At 65.2% G+C, this 15,990-nt stretch carries 13 protein-coding genes; 6 read left to right on the top strand and 7 right to left on the bottom strand.

Annotated features, from left to right (window positions below; genetic code table 11):
* Positions 1–27 precede the first annotated feature (27 nt).
* The 5 genes from ACP15R_RS02685 to ACP15R_RS02665 are packed head-to-tail and all read left to right on the top strand — an operon-like array spanning position 28 to position 6,488.
* A complete protein-coding gene (locus ACP15R_RS02685; protein ID WP_424984826.1) occupies positions 28–867 on the top strand; it encodes an FAD binding domain-containing protein in 840 nt (279 codons plus the stop codon).
* The gene (locus ACP15R_RS02680) at positions 864–3,614 is read left to right on the top strand and encodes a molybdopterin-dependent oxidoreductase (RefSeq protein ID WP_424984825.1); all 2,751 of its coding nucleotides are present in this window, start codon (positions 864–866) and stop codon (positions 3,612–3,614) included. Before ACP15R_RS02685 ends, ACP15R_RS02680 begins: the two co-directional genes overlap by 4 nt.
* Positions 3,607–5,058, top strand: a complete 1,452-nt coding sequence (locus ACP15R_RS02675; RefSeq protein ID WP_424984824.1) for a hypothetical protein — start codon at positions 3,607–3,609, stop codon at positions 5,056–5,058. Before ACP15R_RS02680 ends, ACP15R_RS02675 begins: the two co-directional genes overlap by 8 nt.
* A gap of 1 nt (position 5,059) precedes the next feature.
* Entirely contained in the window at positions 5,060–5,914 is an 855-nt protein-coding gene (locus ACP15R_RS02670; protein ID WP_424984823.1) for a UPF0280 family protein, read from the top strand.
* Positions 5,907–6,488, top strand: a complete 582-nt coding sequence (locus tag ACP15R_RS02665; RefSeq protein WP_424984822.1) for an amino acid synthesis family protein — start codon at positions 5,907–5,909, stop codon at positions 6,486–6,488. Before ACP15R_RS02670 ends, ACP15R_RS02665 begins: the two co-directional genes overlap by 8 nt.
* Before the next feature lie 25 nt (positions 6,489–6,513).
* On the opposite strand, the gene ACP15R_RS02660 is transcribed toward ACP15R_RS02665, so the two are convergent.
* Positions 6,514–8,463 (bottom strand): multiheme c-type cytochrome, encoded by a 1,950-nt coding sequence (locus tag ACP15R_RS02660; RefSeq protein WP_424984821.1) that lies wholly within the window; start codon positions 8,461–8,463, stop codon positions 6,514–6,516.
* Between the two features lie 69 nt (positions 8,464–8,532).
* The gene (locus ACP15R_RS02655; RefSeq protein WP_424984820.1) at positions 8,533–9,216 is read right to left on the bottom strand and encodes a Crp/Fnr family transcriptional regulator; all 684 of its coding nucleotides are present in this window, start codon (positions 9,214–9,216) and stop codon (positions 8,533–8,535) included.
* 253 nt (positions 9,217–9,469) lie between these two features.
* Here ACP15R_RS02655 and ACP15R_RS02650 point away from each other — a divergent pair, with 253 nt between their 5' ends.
* Positions 9,470–11,056, top strand: a complete 1,587-nt coding sequence (locus ACP15R_RS02650; protein WP_424984819.1) for an arylsulfatase — start codon at positions 9,470–9,472, stop codon at positions 11,054–11,056.
* A gap of 79 nt (positions 11,057–11,135) precedes the next feature.
* Here the strand turns inward: ACP15R_RS02650 and maiA are convergent, their stop codons facing one another.
* From maiA to fahA, 5 genes are all read right to left on the bottom strand, one after another.
* Entirely contained in the window at positions 11,136–11,771 is a 636-nt protein-coding gene (maiA, locus tag ACP15R_RS02645) for a maleylacetoacetate isomerase (protein WP_424984818.1), read from the bottom strand.
* Positions 11,764–11,961, bottom strand: a complete 198-nt coding sequence (locus tag ACP15R_RS02640; protein WP_424984817.1) for a DUF2783 domain-containing protein — start codon at positions 11,959–11,961, stop codon at positions 11,764–11,766. Before ACP15R_RS02640 ends, maiA begins: the two co-directional genes overlap by 8 nt.
* Entirely contained in the window at positions 11,958–13,577 is a 1,620-nt protein-coding gene (locus ACP15R_RS02635; protein ID WP_424984816.1) for an FAD-dependent oxidoreductase, read from the bottom strand. Before ACP15R_RS02635 ends, ACP15R_RS02640 begins: the two co-directional genes overlap by 4 nt.
* A gap of 87 nt (positions 13,578–13,664) precedes the next feature.
* The gene (locus tag ACP15R_RS02630) at positions 13,665–14,615 is read right to left on the bottom strand and encodes an MBL fold metallo-hydrolase (protein WP_424984815.1); all 951 of its coding nucleotides are present in this window, start codon (positions 14,613–14,615) and stop codon (positions 13,665–13,667) included.
* A gap of 79 nt (positions 14,616–14,694) precedes the next feature.
* Positions 14,695–15,951 (bottom strand): fumarylacetoacetase, encoded by a 1,257-nt coding sequence (gene fahA, locus ACP15R_RS02625; protein WP_424984814.1) that lies wholly within the window; start codon positions 15,949–15,951, stop codon positions 14,695–14,697.
* Positions 15,952–15,990 lie beyond the last annotated feature (39 nt).

Raw genomic sequence — 15,990 nt, 5'->3', positions numbered from 1 at the left:
TGCGGTCCCAACCACCAAGGATTTCTCGTGTCCAGCTATTACCGGCCCGACACACTGACCGAGGCGCTCGGCGTGCTGGCCGGGACGGGCGCGGTGGTTGCGGCCGGCTGCACCGATCTGTTCCCGGCGACCGGGGGGCCGGAACTGCGGGGGCCGATCCTTGACATCACCGCGATTGGCGAACTGCGCGGCATCGCCCGCACCGCCGATGGCTGGCGCATCGGCGCGACGACGACCTGGGCCGACTTGCGGATCGCCAGATTGCCGGCGGCCTTTGACATGCTGAAACAGGCCGCCGCCGAGGTTGGAGCGCGCCAGATCCAGAATGCCGGCACGGTGGCGGGAAATCTCTGCAATGCCTCGCCCGCCGCCGATGGGGTGCCGCCGTTGCTGGCGCTGGATGCCGAGGTCGAGCTGATCGGGCGCGCGGGGATGCGGCGCTTGCCGCTTGCCGAGTTTCTCGTCGACGCACGACAGACACAGAGGCGTCCGGATGAGCTGCTGACAGCGGTGCATGTTCCCGCGCGTGCGGGCAGTGGCCAGAGCCGGTTTCTCAAGCTGGGGGCGCGAAAATACCTTGTCATTTCGATCGCCATGGTCGCGGTCAGGCTCGAAGTCACAAATGGCCTCATCAGCGATCTGGCAATTGCGGTGGGCGCGTGCAGCACGGTGGCGCATCGCCTGTCCGGTGTCGAGCAGGGCTTGATCGGGGCACCGGTTGCGGCCCTGGACGATGCGGTGAACAGGGCGCGGATGGCCGTGTGCCTGTCGCCGATCTCCGACATCCGGGCCGATGCGCCCTATCGGATCGAGGCCGCCACCGAACTTGTCAACCGCGTGCTGGCGGACCTGGCGGGGGCGTCATGAAGGACCATGCGGCCCCGCAGATGACGGTGAATGGCACGCCGGTCGCGCTCGGCCAGACGCCGGGGCGGCGGCTGTCCGAGGTGCTGCGCCATGATCTGGGGCTGACCGGGACCAAGGTTGGCTGTGACGCCGGGGATTGCGGGGCCTGCACCGTGCTGGTGGACGGGGCTCCGGTCTGCGCCTGCCTGATGCCGGTGGCACAGGCGCAAGGCAGCCAGGTGGAAACCGTCGAGGGTCTGTCGCGCGATGGGACCCTGTTTGCCCTGCAACAGGCCTTTCAGCGGCACGGGGCGGCACAATGCGGTATCTGCACGCCCGGCATGTTGATGGCCGCCACGGCGCTGTTGCGCGAGACGCCCGAACCAACCCGGGCCGAAGCCGAAGCGGCGCTTGGTGGGGTGCTGTGCCGCTGTACCGGCTATGCCAAGATCATCGCCGCCGTGATGGATTCGCACCCGCGCGCGCTGCCCGAGATGCCGCCCGCCGGTATCGCGGTCGGTGCCCGCCTGTGCCGGTTGGACGGGGCCGCCAAGGTGGCCGGGGCCGAGATGTTCGGGGCCGATTTCGGCCCGGCGGATGCGTTGCTGGTGCGGGCGGTCCGGTCGCCACATGCCGCCGCGCGCTTCCATTTCGGGGACATTGCGCAATGGGTTGCCAGACAAACCGCCGACCTGCATGTCTTTACCGCCGCCGACATTCCCGGCGAAAACCGGTTCGGGGTGATCCCGCGTTTCGCCGACCAGCCGGCGCTGGCGCAGGGCCATGTGCGGATGCGGGGCGAGGCCGTGGCCATCGTTGCGGGGGCGCCCGAGGTGATGGAAACGCTCGACCTCGGCGGGTTTCCGGTGACCTGGCAGGAACAACCGGCGCTCGCCACACCCGAGCGTTCACGTCAGCCGGGCGCGGCGCTGGTTCACCCGGACCGCGAAGGCAATATCCTGATCACCGGCAAGGTGTGTCGCGGCGATCCGGAAACCGCGATTGCCCGATCCGCGCATGTCGCGACGACCGAGTTTCACATGACCCATGTGGAACATGCCTATATCGAACCCGAGGCCGGTGTCGCCTGGATGGATGGCGGGACGCTGGTCATCCGGGCCTGTACCCAGGCCCCGGTCCTGGACCGGGACGACACTGCCCGCGTGCTCGGGCTGCCGCCGGACCAGGTGCGGATCATCCCGTCGGGGACCGGTGGCGGGTTCGGCTCCAAGCTCGACCTGTCAGTGCAACCGCTGATCGGGCTGGTGGCGCTCAGGACCGGGCGCGCTGCGCGCATGGTGTATTCGCGCGGCGAAAGCATGCAGGCAACCACCAAGCGTCACCCGGCGCGGATGACCGCGCGGATCGCGGCGGACCGGGACGGGCGCGTGACCGGCATGCAGTTTGACGGTGACTTCGACACCGGGGCCTATGCCAGCTGGGGGCCGACCGTGGCGGTGCGGGTGCCGGTTCATGCCTCTGGCCCCTACCGTGTCCCGCAATATCACTGCGAAGCCCGCGCGGTGCATACCAATGGCCCCGTCGCTGGAGCGTTTCGCGGCTTTGGCGTGCCGCAGGCCGCGATCGTACAGGAAACGCTGTTTGACGATCTGGCGCGCGGTCTGGAGATGGACCGTCTTGCGTTCCGGCGGCTGAACGCGCTGCGCGATGGCGATCGGTCTGTCTGTGGGCAGAAAATGCAGGGGGTGGGGATCGTCGATTGCCTGGACGCCCTGCGCGCCCCCTGGGCCGAGGCGACCCGCGTCGCCGCCGGGTGGAACGCGCGCGGGGGGCATCTGCGGCGCGGTGTCGGGATGGCGGCCTGCTGGTATGGTTGCGGCAATACCGCGCTGCCCAACCCCTCGACCATCCGTGTCGGCCTCACGCCGGACGGGAGGCTGGTGCTGCACCAGGGGGCGGCCGATATCGGACAGGGGGCGAATACGGTGATCGCCCAGATCTGCGCGGATGCCATTGGCCTGCCGGTGGCGCAGGTTGACCTGATTGGTCCGGATACCGCCCTGACCCCCGATTGCGGCAAGACCTCGGCCTCGCGCCAGACGGTGATCACGGGCAAGGCGGCGATGCTGGCCGGGGCGGCGCTGCGGGCGGATATCCTGGCGCGCGGCAACATGGGGGATGACGCGCGGATCGCGCTGGACGGCCCCATGCTGCTGCTGTCGGATGGCGAGGGACGGCGCAGTATCGACCTGTCGGCGCTTGCGGTGAATGCCCATGGTTATGTGATGATGAGCGAACAGAGCCATGACCCGCCCACCGTGCCGCTGGACGCCAACGGCCAAGGCAGCCCCTATGCGGTCTATGGCTATGGCGCGCAACTGGCCGAGCTGGAGGTCGACATGAGGCTGGGCATTGTGCGGGTGCTGCGGATCACCGCCGCCCATGATCTTGGCAGGGTCATCAACCCGTTGTTGGCCGAAGGGCAGATCGAGGGCGGCATTGCGCAGGGGCTCGGCATGGCGCTAATGGAGGAGTATGTTCCAGGACGCACCGAGAACCTGCATGATTACCTGATCCCGACCGCCGGGGACATGCCGGAAATCCGCTCGATCCTGATCGAAAAACCCGACCCCGAGGGGCCGATGGGCGCCAAGGGGTTGGGCGAGCATGTGCTGATCCCCACGGCTCCGGCGATCCTGAACGCGATCCGGGATGCCAGCGGGGCGCGGATCACCCGGTTGCCGGCGCTGCCCCACCGGGTTCTGGCCGCAATACGGGCGGCGCAAGGGGGGCGGGCGGATGGATGACAAGCGAACGACGCCCGCCGACAAGATACGCTGCGATGCCTGCCCGGTCATGTGCTATATCGCCGAGGGCAGGATCGGGGCCTGTGACCGCTATGCCAACCGGGATGGGCGGATCATCCGCTGTGACCCGCTGACCGTGCTGGACCGGCGCATCGAGCAGGGGGGCGAAGTGCGGCCCTTCCTGAAATCCGACTGGGATGGCGGGCTGGTTGCCGGGGATGACCTGTTTGTGACGGCGGTGGGCGCGGGCACCACCTATCCCGACTACAAGCCCGCGCCGTTTATCGTCAGCCGCGAGATCGACGGCGTGGATTTTGTCACCGTGGTGACCGAGGCGATCTTTTCCTATTGCGGGGTCAAGGTAAAGATCGACACCGACCGGCATATCGGCCGCGAGGGCGCGGTGGTCCGGGCGCAGGGCCAAGCGGTGGGCCTGATGATCACCAGCGAATATGGCAGCCAGATGATGAGCCTGGGCGGGGTCGATCACCTGACCGGGGGCGGCAAACCCGAAGGCCGCGTGACCTGTGATACATTGATGCGCCTGTGCAATCGCGAACCGGTGGAGCTGGCGGTGGATGGCGGCGCGACGGTCATCGTACAGGCCGGGCAGGCCCCGGTTGTCGACGGTCATCGCGAAGAGCGCATGCGGGTCGGATGCGGTTCCGCCACCATCGGCATGTTCGCGGTACAGTGGCAGGGGCTGGTGGACGACGTTGTCGTGGTCGACGATCACATCACCGGCGTGGTCAGCGAACATCAGGCGGGCAAGGTCCTGGGCTGGCCGGATACCGGCATCCGCATCAAGGGGCGGCGGTCGACGCCGGGGCGGTATTTCCAGGTGGCCGAACCGGGGCGGGGCTGGGGCGGAACGGATATCACCGACCCGCTGACCATTCTTGGAGACTGGAACCCCGGCAAGGGCGCGCGGCCCGGTCTGACGTTGTTGATGGTGTCCACCACGGGCGAGCAATGGGGGTACTACGTTCTGGATGACGCGCTGGTGCCGCGGGCCGCCGACTTGCCGGACAGGCTGAAACCTTCGGTCGATCTCATAGCCGAGAATTGTGAGCCGGCCTTGTGCACGGTGCTGTTCATGGGCGGGGCCGGGGGGTCGTTGCGCTCGGGAGTCACGAGAAACCCCGTGCAGCTCACCCGCTCGGTTCAGGCGTTGGCGACGCGGGTGACGGTTGGCGGGGCACCGGCCTATGTCTGGCCGGGGGGCGGGATTACCCTGATGGCGGATGTGACACAGATGCCCGATGACGCCTTTGGCCATGTGCCGACACCGGCCATCGTCGCGCCGCTGGAATTCACCCTGAGCCGGGACGCGTATCGCGCGTTGGGCGGGCATGACGCGGCGGTTCGCGCGGTGGATGACATTCTGGAACATGGCGGCGAATACGGGGCAGATATGCGGGCCGTGGCACGGAACCGGCGCTGACATGCAGGCACCGCAGATATCGGTCCTGCCGGATGGGCGGCGGTGGCATTTCCACCATGGCCCCATCGACCTGATCGTCGATGCCGTGGGGCCGGGACGCAAAGTGGCGTTGCGTCGCGCGGCAAGACGGTTTGACACTGTTCTGACCGAGCTGGCTTCGGAACTTGGTATCCTGCGTCGCCCCGCAGGCGGAACGGATGTGGCGCAGGGGCGCATTGCGCGGGCCATGCAGGATGCGGTGTCGGTGCATCTGCCCGGGTTCGTGACCCCTATGGCCGCCGTGGCCGGTGCCGTGGCGGATGACATGCTGGGCGCGCTTTGTGCCGGCGGTCCGTTGCGCCGGGCCTATGTGAACAATGGCGGCGATGTCGCCGTCTACCTCGCGCCGGGAGAATGCCTGACCTCGGTCATCGCCACCGCATCCGCCCCACGCCTGACGCTGACCTCTGACAGCCCGGTTCGCGGGGTCGCCACGTCGGGCTGGCGCGGGCGCAGCCACTCGCTTGGCATCGCGGACAGCGTGACCGTGTTGGCCGAGACGGCGGTGCAGGCGGACGTGGCGGCGACCCTGATCGCCAATGCCGTCGACCTGCCGGGCCATCCCGCTATCCGGCGCGCACGGGCTTGCGACATTGCGCCTGACAGCGATCTGGGCGCGCGGCGGGTCACCGTGGATGTGGGCGGGCTGTCCTCTGAGGAAATGCAACGCGCACTGAGCGCCGGGGGGCGGTTTGCCTCAGATTGCCTGGCGCGGCGGCAGATCATCGCCGCCTATCTGCAACTGGGGCCGTATGAGCGGCTGCTGGGCGCGACCAAATATCTTTCACAACCGGAACGGGATGGAGTTCATGCCTGATTTTGCCCTGCGCAAGACGATGCTTTTTGTCGAGGATATTCACCATGATGGCGGGCCTGCGCCCACGCTGCCACGGCGGCGCGCGGCCATCATCGCGCTGGTGCGCAACCCGTTTGCCGGGGAATATGCCGCCGACCTGCAACCCGCGATGGACGACCTGAAACCGCTGGGCCTGCAGATGACCGACCGGCTGATCGAGGCGATGGGCGGGGCCGGGGGGATCGACGGCTATGGCAAGGCGGCGCTGGCGGGCGAAGCGGGCGAGCTTGAGCATACGGCGCTGTGGCATGTGCCCGGCGGCTATGCGATGCGCGAGCGGTTGGGCGCGGCCAGGGCCATCGTGCCGTCGTCGATGAAGATCGGCGGGGTCGGCACCCGGATCGATATCCCGCTGGGCCATATCAACGCCGCCTATGTGCGCAGCCATTTCGACGGTATGGAGGTTGGCGTGCCCGACGGGCCGCGCGCCTCTGAGCTGTTGTTCGCGCTGGCCATGGCGCGGGGGCCGCGCATTCATCACCGCATGGGCGGCCTGGCGGCCGGGGATGTGCGGGGCGAGGACGGCTTGCGCTGATCGCGGCGGCAGGGAACCACCGGCGTCACCCCTCAAGATCGGCGCGCATCAGCCCCAGCGACACATCGTCGGGATTGGCGGCAATCGCCCGGTTCACGGTCTCCAGCGCCGCCCTGCGGTCGCCAAGGGCGGCGTGGATGCGCACCATCATGGTCCAGGCCTGAACCAGCTGCGGGTCCATCTCGACCGCCTCGCCAAAGGCCCCGAGCGCGGCGGGCATGTTGCGCGTGGTCAGCCCGATCCCGGCCAGCACCATCTGGGTTTCAGGGAAATCGGCATTTGCATGCAGGGCGCGCTGCCAATCGGTCATCGCGCCGTTCAGCGCCCGGGCGTAACGATCCGGCATCCGCGCGATGCGCAGGCCAAGGAATTCTCTCGCGGCGGCGATGCGCACGGATTTCACCGGGTCGCCCAGCAGCCCGACAATCCGCCCCGGGAACTCGGTCTGCGGGGCGCCGCGCTGCACCGGTATCGCGGCGGCGCGTACCAGCGGGTCGGGGTCGGAGAGCGCCGGTTCCATGCGGGCCGCGATCTGCGCAGTTGTCGCCTGTGCCAGCAGTTCCAGCGCGCTGGCGCGGACGATTCCGGGCAAATCATCGTGCTCGGCTATGCCGATCAGCCCGTCGACCTCGCCGGCCGGATTGCGGCGGGCCGGGGCGATGACCTGCGAGAAATGCGGGCCGCGACGGGAGCTGTCGGGATACCATTGCGCGATGGCCTCGGCGGCCCATGCGGCGGATTGCCCGGCGTGGCAATCGGTACAGGCATCGGGCGCACCGGTTTGCGGGCCCAGATCGGGGCGCGGCACCCGGAAGGAATGATCGCGCCGGCCATCGATGCCCATATAGACCCGCTCGATCATGTGGCAGCTTGTGCATTGCGCGCCATCGCTGCCGGGGGCGTGGAAATGGTGTTCCGGATCATCATATTGCGCCAGGCGCAGCGACGGGAACCGGTCATTCCCGGCGGGAGAATGGCACTGGGTGCAGACCGCGTTGCCCTCGGCGACCCGCCCCGCCGTGTGGGGATCGTGACAATCGCTACAGGCGACACCCTTGGCATACATGCGCGATTGCAGGAAGGAACCATAGACATAGACCTCATCGAGGATCTGGCCATCCGGGTGGTATTGTCCGGGTCTGAGCGGCGAGAGGCGATAGGCATCGTGATAGGGCGTACCGGGCAGCGGGTTGCCCGGTGCAAAGGCTTCGCGGCGGGAGTGACAGCCCGCGCATTGCTGGATCTGCGCCTCGGCCCCGGCCTTGAAATCCATGGTCAACCCGGTGTCGGTCAGGGTTGGCCATTGCGCAGGGTCATAGGTGCCCTTGGCCAGGGCCCAGTCGCGATGGGCGGCACCCGGCCCGTGGCAGGCTTCGCAGCCAACGCCGATCTCGGACTGGGTGCTGGCATAGCTCCGGGTGGCGGAATCATGGTTCTTTTCGAACCCGGTCGCGTGACATTCGGCACATCGTGCGTTCCAGTTCTTGTAAGGCCCGGTCCAATGCAGGCCGTCACCGGGATGCAATTCTTGATCGGGGTAGAGGTGATACCACCGCGCGCCCTCTACATCCCACGCGAGATCAAAGGATTGCTGGCGACCGGGTTCGGTTTCCAGCAGGTATTGTTGCAGCGGCGCGATGCCGACGACCCCGGTGACCGGATAGGTTGCCCTTCGCCCGTCCGGGCCGGGGGTCTCGATGGCGGGGCCGGATGGCAGGCTCAGGAACCGGGCCTCCAGCCCGCCAAGGGTAACCGTCCTGCCGTCAAATGCACCCAGAACGTGATCTCCATCCGGCGCGGTCCAGGCCAGGTGATGGTGCGATCCCTGCCAGGCCGCGGCCTCGTTCGCGTGGCACTCCGCACAGGTGTCGCTGCCGATATAGGCAGGGTGTTCCGGGGATTGCTGCGCCCCGGCCAGATCGGGGGCAAGCGCGAGCGACAGGGCAATCAGGACCGGTGAAATTGACTTGCGCATGATCCATCCCGCCCCGCTGCCTCGCCTGTTATCCGTCGCCCGGACGGGCGGATCAACCCGTATTGCGGTTCACGACCGGCTGAATGCCAGGAGCTGGTCGCGATCGGCCACCCGCACCTTGCCATATCCCTGCGCGATCAGCCCGCGCTGTTCCAGACGCCGCAACAGCCGGCGCACCGTGGGCAGCGACATCACGTTCTGCATGGCGATCTGTTCTTGCGACGCCTCGATCCAGCCCCCGGCCGGGTACAGGTTGTCATTGCAGAACAACAACCATGCAGCGAGTCGACGGGCGTTGTCCGGGATCGCGAGTATCGCCATGATCTGCATGGTGATGGCCATGTTCCGATGCGTGAGTGAATAGAACAGGCTGATGAGTTCCGGATCGGCGCGGATCAGTTCATTCAGGCGTGCCTGCGGCAGAAACCAGCATGTCACATCGGTTTCCGCGCTCAGCGACACCAGCCGCGTGGCGCGCGAGAACAGCGCCAGATCGCCGATCCAGAACCCCGGGCGACCCACATAGCAATCATAGATGCTGCCGGTGTCGGTGGGGATCGACACCGTGACCCGACCCCGGATGATGCCATAAATGCCGTCTGAGGGATCGCCAAGACGATAGAGCGTGTCACCCGCGCCGAACCGGCGCGGGCGGCCACAAAGCAGCACCCGGCGGCGCAAGTTCTGCGGGCAGTCAGACAGCCATCCCTGGCTTTGGAACAGGCGTTCGGCTGTCTCAAGATCCGGTGTCATAAAAATTTTTTGCCAGAATTGGATCAAATGATCAATTGCGCAGCGGGAAAGCCGTGCACAACGAAAGGGGGTTTTGATGAGAGATGAAATTGCGTCAGGTTGTATTGGGCCCGCCCGGATACCTGCCGTGCAAGCGGCAGGGGTCAACCCTGCCAGCCAGCATCGCCAATCCTGCGCGCTCGTCATGCCCGTACCGAGGGGCCGATAACGGCTCCGGGACACGCCAGAGAAATGCGACGGGGAGACTTGACGAATGTTGACAGAAACCAGACATCCAGGGCGCTGGTTCCGCCCATTGGGCCGCGCGGCAATGCTCGCCTGTGCCGCCGCCCTTGCCGCGCCCGCCGGGGCGCAGGAGGACAAGCCGAACATCCTCGTGATCTGGGGGGATGATATCGGGCAGACCAACATTTCCGCCTATAGCTTTGGGTTGATGGGGTATCAGACCCCCAATATCGACCGCATCGCCAACGAAGGCATCATGTTCACCGATTACTACGCCGAGCAGAGCTGTACGGCGGGGCGGTCGACCTTTATCACCGGCCAATCGACGCTGCGCACCGGCCTGTCCAAGGTGGGCCTGCCCGGCGCGGATGTCGGCCTGCGCGATGATGACGTGACCCTTGCCTCGGCGCTGCGCGATCTTGGCTATGCCACCGGGCAGTTCGGCAAGAACCACCTGGGCGACAAGGACGAATTCCTGCCAACCGCGCATGGGTTCGACGAGTTCTTTGGCAACCTCTATCATCTGAATGCCGAGGAAGAGCCGGAGAATTTCAACTATCCGACGGATCCCGAATTCCGCAAGAATTTCGGGCCGCGCGGCGTGATCAAGTCGTCGGCGGATGGCACGATCGAAGATACCGGCCCGCTGACCAAGAAGCGCATGGAAACCGTGGACGAGGAAACTTCGGCCGCCGCCATCGACTTCATGAAGCGGCAGGTGGAACAGGACAAGCCGTTCTTTGTCTGGATGAATGCCACGCGGATGCATTTTCGCACCCATGTCAAGGACGAGAACCGCAGCGAACCCGGCCTGACCGCATTGACCGAATATGCCGATGGCATGATCGAGCATGACGGGATCGTCGGCCAGATCCTTGATGCGGTGGACGAAATGGGCATCGCCGACAATACCATCGTGATGTATTCGACCGATAACGGCCCGCACCAGAACTCGTGGCCTGACGCGGGCACCACGCCATTCCGCAGCGAAAAGAACACCAACTGGGAAGGTGCGTTCCGCGTGCCCGCGATGATCCGCTGGCCCGGCAAGTTCGAGGCGGGGACCGTCAAGAACGGCATGTTCTCGGGGCTCGACTGGTTCCCGACTCTGATGGCGGCGGCGGGCGACAGCGACATCAAGGATCGCCTGCTGGACGGCACCACGGTTGATGGCAAGGATTACAAGGTCCATCTGGATGGGTACAACCAGCTGCCCTACCTGACCGGAGAAGCCGACGACACCGCGCGCAGGGAGTTCTTTTACTTCAACGATGACGGGGCGATTGTAGGGCTGCGGTACGAGAACTGGAAAGTGGTGTTCCAGGAACAGCGCTCCAAGGGGACGCTGAACATCTGGGCCGAACCGTTCACGCCGTTGCGGGTGCCAAAAATCTTCGACTTGCGTTCCGATCCCTACGAACGCGCAGATCGCACGTCAAACACCTATTACGACTGGTTGCTTGACCGCGCCTATATGTTGACGCCGGCGCAGGTCGAGGTTTCGAAGTTCTTCTCGACCTTCGAAGAGTATCCGCCTTCGCAAAAAGCAGCGAGCTTTTCCGTCGATCAAATCCAGGAGATCTTGGAGAAACAGCTGAGCGGGATGGCCCAGTAGGCCCCGGCGCCGCTTTTGTTTCTTACTGGCAGGTCGCCCCGTGTGGGCGGCCTGTTTCGCGTTGTGCCGATCGTGCGTCTCAGGCGGGTTTGCAGGCGTCGGGATGAGCCGCCGCAAAGGCGGGATGTGCCGCACAGGCCGCTTCGACGGCGCAAACGCGTGCCAGGTCGTCGATTTCGATACCCCAGCGGCGGGCGTTATAGACTTGCGGCATCAGGCAGAGATCGGCCAGACCCGGTGTTTCACCACAGCAGTAGGGCGATTGCGCAAACCCGCCAAGCAAGGTTTCAAAGGCCTGCATTCCGGGGCGGATGAACCGTTTCATCCATTGCGCCATGGCGTCCTTGTCCCCGGAAATCTCGCGCGCATGGGCCGCGACGGACAGGTTGCAGACCGGGTGAATGTCAACGGCGATGGCATGAGACAGGGCGCGAACACCGGCGCGCAGGGGCGCGTCCGAGGGCAGCAGGCCCAGGCCGCGGGTTTCGTCGAGATACTCGATGATCGCCAGGGATTGGGTCAGCCGCAGCCCGTCGATATCGAGCGCCGGCACAAAGCCCTGCGGATTGCGCGCGAGATGTTCCGCCGAGCGTTGCTCGCCCTTCACGAGGTCCACCGGGATCGCGTCAAACGTGATTCCGGCAAGGTTCAGGGCAATTCGGACCCGGTAGCTCGCCGAGGACCGCCAGTAGTCGTAAAGAACAACATCAGTCATGGGGATAGCTCTTGGCGGTCTGGATGAGATCGCTCAGGACCGCCAGATCGCCGATCCGGTTCGCCATGAGCAGGATCAGCCGCGCATTGAGCGCGTGGCTCTGCTCCTGGCTCAGCCCCTCATGCGCGTGAATGAGCGTGTTGTAGAAATCGTCCTGATCCGGGCTCAGCCTGTCGGGTGCGATGCTCATGCTTCGTCCTCCTCGAGTTCGGCGCCCAATGCCCGGGCGCGGGCGGCAAGGACCGATTGTTCGGTCGGGGTGTCAAAGGCGGCGCATACATGGCCGTCCGGGCGGAACAGATAGGCCTTGCCCGACCCGTAGCGGCGGATCGCGTGGCCATTGGTTGCGGTAAAACACGGATAGTCCGCGCGTTGATTGATGCCGATCCTGCGCACCGAGGGCAGGTTGGGCAAAACAACGTCGCCAAAACCCACGAGGGTGAACTGCCCCTGAACCTCGTTCAACAGCCAGCTTGTGCCGGTGTCGCTGGCCAATGGCGCATCGAGCATCGCCCGGCCCGGCGCGACCTGGGCGGTGCCGGGGGTTTGCAGATCCATGCCCTCGAGCGAACAGGGCACCGAGAGGCGGCCCGAATTCAGCAGTTTCTGGGCAAAGGGCTGATCCTGTGCCAGCGTCAGCGCCTGGGAGCGAAACAAGGCTTCGATCGGAGTTTTCGGCGTCATGAAATTGGTCGAGCGCGATGAGTTCCTGATGTTTTCCGCCGCCCCGTGGCTGCGTTCCTGATGATAGGTCTTGATCAGCGCGGCGGGGGCATTGCCAGCCAGCACGGCGGCCAGTTTCCAGCCCAGGTTATCCACGTCCTGAATGCCGCCATTGCCGCCACGTGCGCCAAAAGGGCTGACCACATGGGCGCTGTCGCCGACAAAGATCACCCGATTATGGACCATCTGGTCAAGCTTGATGCAGCGGAACTTGTACACGCTGACCCAGTCGAGCTTGAACGGTTTGTCCCCCACGATTGCCCTGATGCGGGGAATGACCTTGTCCTCGGCGGCTTCGGCCTTGCCATCGGCATCCGCGTCCAGTTGCAGGTCGATGCGATAGATATTGTCGGGCTGCATGTGCAGCAGCGCGGATTTGCCCGGATGGAAGGTGGGGTCGAACCAGAACCAGCGTTCGGGCACATCTTCGTCGCCAAAGGGGCTTTGCTCCATCTCGATATCGGCGATCAGGAACTGTTCCTCGAAGGTCTGGCCGCTGAAATCAAGGCCCATGCGTTGCCGGGTCGCCGAGCCAGCCCCGTCGCAGGCGATGAGATAATCGGCGTCGATCTGATATTCGCCATCAGGGGTTTCGATGCGCAGGGTGACGAAATCGCCATGATCCTGATGATCCGTGACCTTGTTCTTGAACCGCAGGTCGATCAGGTCGGGGAATTCACGGGCGCGGTCGACGAGGTATTCTTCGACGTAATATTGCTGGAGATTGATGAAGGCGGGGTATTTGTGCCCGTCTTCCGGCAGCAGGTCGAAACTGTATACCTCCTTGTCGCCGTGAAATTGCCGCCCGATTTTCCAGGTGACACCTTTTCCGAGCATCCGTTGGCCGATACCCAACCGGTCGAAGATTTCCAGCGTGCGTTTTGACCAGCAGATCGCCCGGCTGCCGATCGACACGACGTTGTTGTCATCCAGCACCACCGATTTGACCCCGCGTTGCGCCAGGTCCACGGCCATCGCCAGCCCGATTGGGCCGGCACCGACAATCGCAACGGCGTGTCGCGGTTCGGCGGCGCTCAGCCCGGCAGGGGCGACATAGGGAAAGGGGGTATAGTCATATGCCATCGGGTTCCTCCAGTCCAACGGGGCCATCCGGGGACAGCCTGCGCCGGGATCGCGGCCCATGCCTTGATCCCGGTCATGGTCTCGGGTTCAGCCCTGCAGGGCGTCCCACATTTCAAGGTCGCGCTGTGCGGTCCAGATGCGCGGGGTGTCGATGCCCCGGGCTTCGTCATAGGCGCGGGCGACGTTGAATGGCAGGCAGTGTTCGTAAATCGCGTAATCCGCGAATTTCGGATCACATTCGGCACGCACCGCGTCCCACGCCTCTTTCAGCGAGCCACCGCGAGCCGCGACCCGGGCGGCGGGGCGATAGGTGCTTTCGACAAAGTCGCGGGTGTTTTCGATGGCCGCATTCACCATGTCCGGACCAACCAACGCGTCGCCGCGCCCCGGCGCGATGGCATCCACGTCGAACCACTTGATCGCATCCAGCGTGTCGCCCCAATCGGAGAAATGCCCGTCACCGCAATAGCAGGCGCTGTGATATTCCACGATGTCGCCGGTGAACATGACGTTCTGGTCGGGCACGTGGATGACGATGTCGCCGGCGGTATGCGCGCGGCCCAGATGCATGAGGTCGACCCGGCGGTTGCCCAGATAGACCGTCATGCTGTCGCTGAAGGTGGTGGTTGGCCAGGTCAGGCCGGGAATTGATTCATGGCCCTCGAACAGGCGGGGGAAGCGTTGGAATTCGCTGTCCCAGTCTTCCTGGCCGCGCTCGACCACCATCGCGCGGGCGGTGTCCGACATCAGGATCTGCGGCGCGCCAAAGGCCGAGGCTCCCAGCACGCGCACCGCGTGATAATGGGTCAGCGCCACGTGGCTGATCGGTTTGTCGGTGATTTCACGTACCTTTTCGATGACCTTGTTGGCCAGCCGCGGGGTGGCCTGGGCCTCGACGATCATGACGCTGTCATCGCCGATGATGACGCCGCTATTGGGATCGCCCTCGGCGGTGAAGGCCCAGAGACCTTCTCCGACTTCGGTAAAGCTGATCTCTTTTTCGCCCATGTCGCCCTGGGATGCGAATGCCTTGGCCATGTATGATGTCCTCTTGAGGTCTGGGCCGGAGGCAGGTTGGGGAGCCTCCGGCGGGAGTATTTGTGACAAAGATGAAATGTCAGCGCGCGTAAGGATCGGCCAGGGCCGGCAGAACCTTGCCCGAGCAGTCGCCAAACCCGATGCGATACCCGTCGCCCTGGGCATGACCGGACAGGGTGAGCGTGTCGCCGTCAAGCAGGAAGGCGCGTTCGTCGCCGCCATCCAGTGTCAGGGGCTCCTTGCCGCCCCAGCTGAGTTCCAGCAGGCTGCCCCGTTCGGATTTGGTGGGGCCGGAGATGGTGCCCGAGCCCAGCAGGTCGCCGACATTCATCGCGCAGCCCGAGGTGGTATGATGCGCCAGCTGCTGGGCCGAGGAATAGTACATTTCCTTGTAATTGGTGCGGGCGATGGTGGTGGCCGGTTTGCCATCGGGCGCGAGTGTCACGGACAAGTCGATGTCATAGAGCATCGGGCCGCAATCCTTGAGGTGGTCCAACAGTTCGAATTCGCGCGCGGGGGTATCGGCGCGGAAGGGATCAAGCGCGGGTTTGGTCACGATCCAGGGGCTGATCGAGGTGGCGGTTGCCTTGGCCTGGAACGGTCCGAGGGGCTGATATTCCCAGGCCTGGATGTCGCGGGCGGACCAATCGTTCAGCAGCACGTAGCCAAAGATGGCATCGTCCGCCTCTTGCACGGTGATCGGTCCGTCGCTGGCGATACCGACGATGGCGCCCATTTCGAGTTCGAGATCAAAGCGGCGGCAGGGCAGGAATGCGGGGAGATCGTGATCGGGCGATTTCAACTGGCCCCAGGGGCGGCGGATGTCGGTGCCGGATACAACCACCGAAGAGGCGCGGCCATTATAGCCGATCGGGATGTGCAGCCAGTTCGGCGGCAGGGCGTTTTCGGGGCCTCGGAACATGGTGCCGACATTGAAGGCGTGGTTCCGGCCAGCATAGAAATCGGTGTATTCGCTGACCATGAAGGGCATGTGAAGCTTGGCCGCATCCATCGGCACGAGCAGCGGTTCGACCTTGGCGCGTTCGGCAGAGCCTTGTGAGAGCAGCGCGGTCAGGCGTTCCCGCAGGGCGGCCCAGACCGCGGGGCCTTCTTCCATCAGGTCGTTCCAGAACGGCAATTCAAACAGTGCCACGTCCGACAGGGCAATCACTCCGCTGTCTTCGGCAGCCTGCATATCCAGGATCATGTCACCGATGGCGACGCCGCAGCGCGGATCGGTATCGGCGGTGGAAAAGACCCCGTAGGGCAGGTTGTTCAGGGGAAACGGGTGGTCGGGCGCGTTGGCGCTCTCGACCCAGCTGGTCATCAGGGGCATGTGCTTTCCTTTGTCGTCTTGGCGCGGGGCGGGCCTTGG

The organism is Microbulbifer sp. S227A (assembly GCF_049800935.1).
The sequence above is the reverse complement of the archived record's forward strand: the minus strand, read 5'-3'. Positions and strand labels throughout refer to the sequence as shown.

Coding starts and splice junctions, on each gene's coding strand:
- ACP15R_RS02655 (WP_424984820.1), bottom strand. CDS start 9,216: ATGACACCGGATCTTGAGACAGCCGAACGCCTGTTCCAAAGCCAGGGA.
- ACP15R_RS02670 (WP_424984823.1), top strand. CDS start 5,060: ATGCAGGCACCGCAGATATCGGTCCTGCCGGATGGGCGGCGGTGGCAT.
- ACP15R_RS02665 (WP_424984822.1), top strand. CDS start 5,907: ATGCCTGATTTTGCCCTGCGCAAGACGATGCTTTTTGTCGAGGATATT.
- ACP15R_RS02635 (WP_424984816.1), bottom strand. CDS start 13,577: ATGGCATATGACTATACCCCCTTTCCCTATGTCGCCCCTGCCGGGCTG.
- ACP15R_RS02675 (WP_424984824.1), top strand. CDS start 3,607: ATGGATGACAAGCGAACGACGCCCGCCGACAAGATACGCTGCGATGCC.
- ACP15R_RS02680 (WP_424984825.1), top strand. CDS start 864: ATGAAGGACCATGCGGCCCCGCAGATGACGGTGAATGGCACGCCGGTC.
- fahA (WP_424984814.1), bottom strand. CDS start 15,951: ATGCCCCTGATGACCAGCTGGGTCGAGAGCGCCAACGCGCCCGACCAC.
- ACP15R_RS02660 (WP_424984821.1), bottom strand. CDS start 8,463: ATGCGCAAGTCAATTTCACCGGTCCTGATTGCCCTGTCGCTCGCGCTT.
- ACP15R_RS02630 (WP_424984815.1), bottom strand. CDS start 14,615: ATGGCCAAGGCATTCGCATCCCAGGGCGACATGGGCGAAAAAGAGATC.
- maiA (WP_424984818.1), bottom strand. CDS start 11,771: ATGACTGATGTTGTTCTTTACGACTACTGGCGGTCCTCGGCGAGCTAC.
- ACP15R_RS02640 (WP_424984817.1), bottom strand. CDS start 11,961: ATGAGCATCGCACCCGACAGGCTGAGCCCGGATCAGGACGATTTCTAC.
- ACP15R_RS02650 (WP_424984819.1), top strand. CDS start 9,470: ATGTTGACAGAAACCAGACATCCAGGGCGCTGGTTCCGCCCATTGGGC.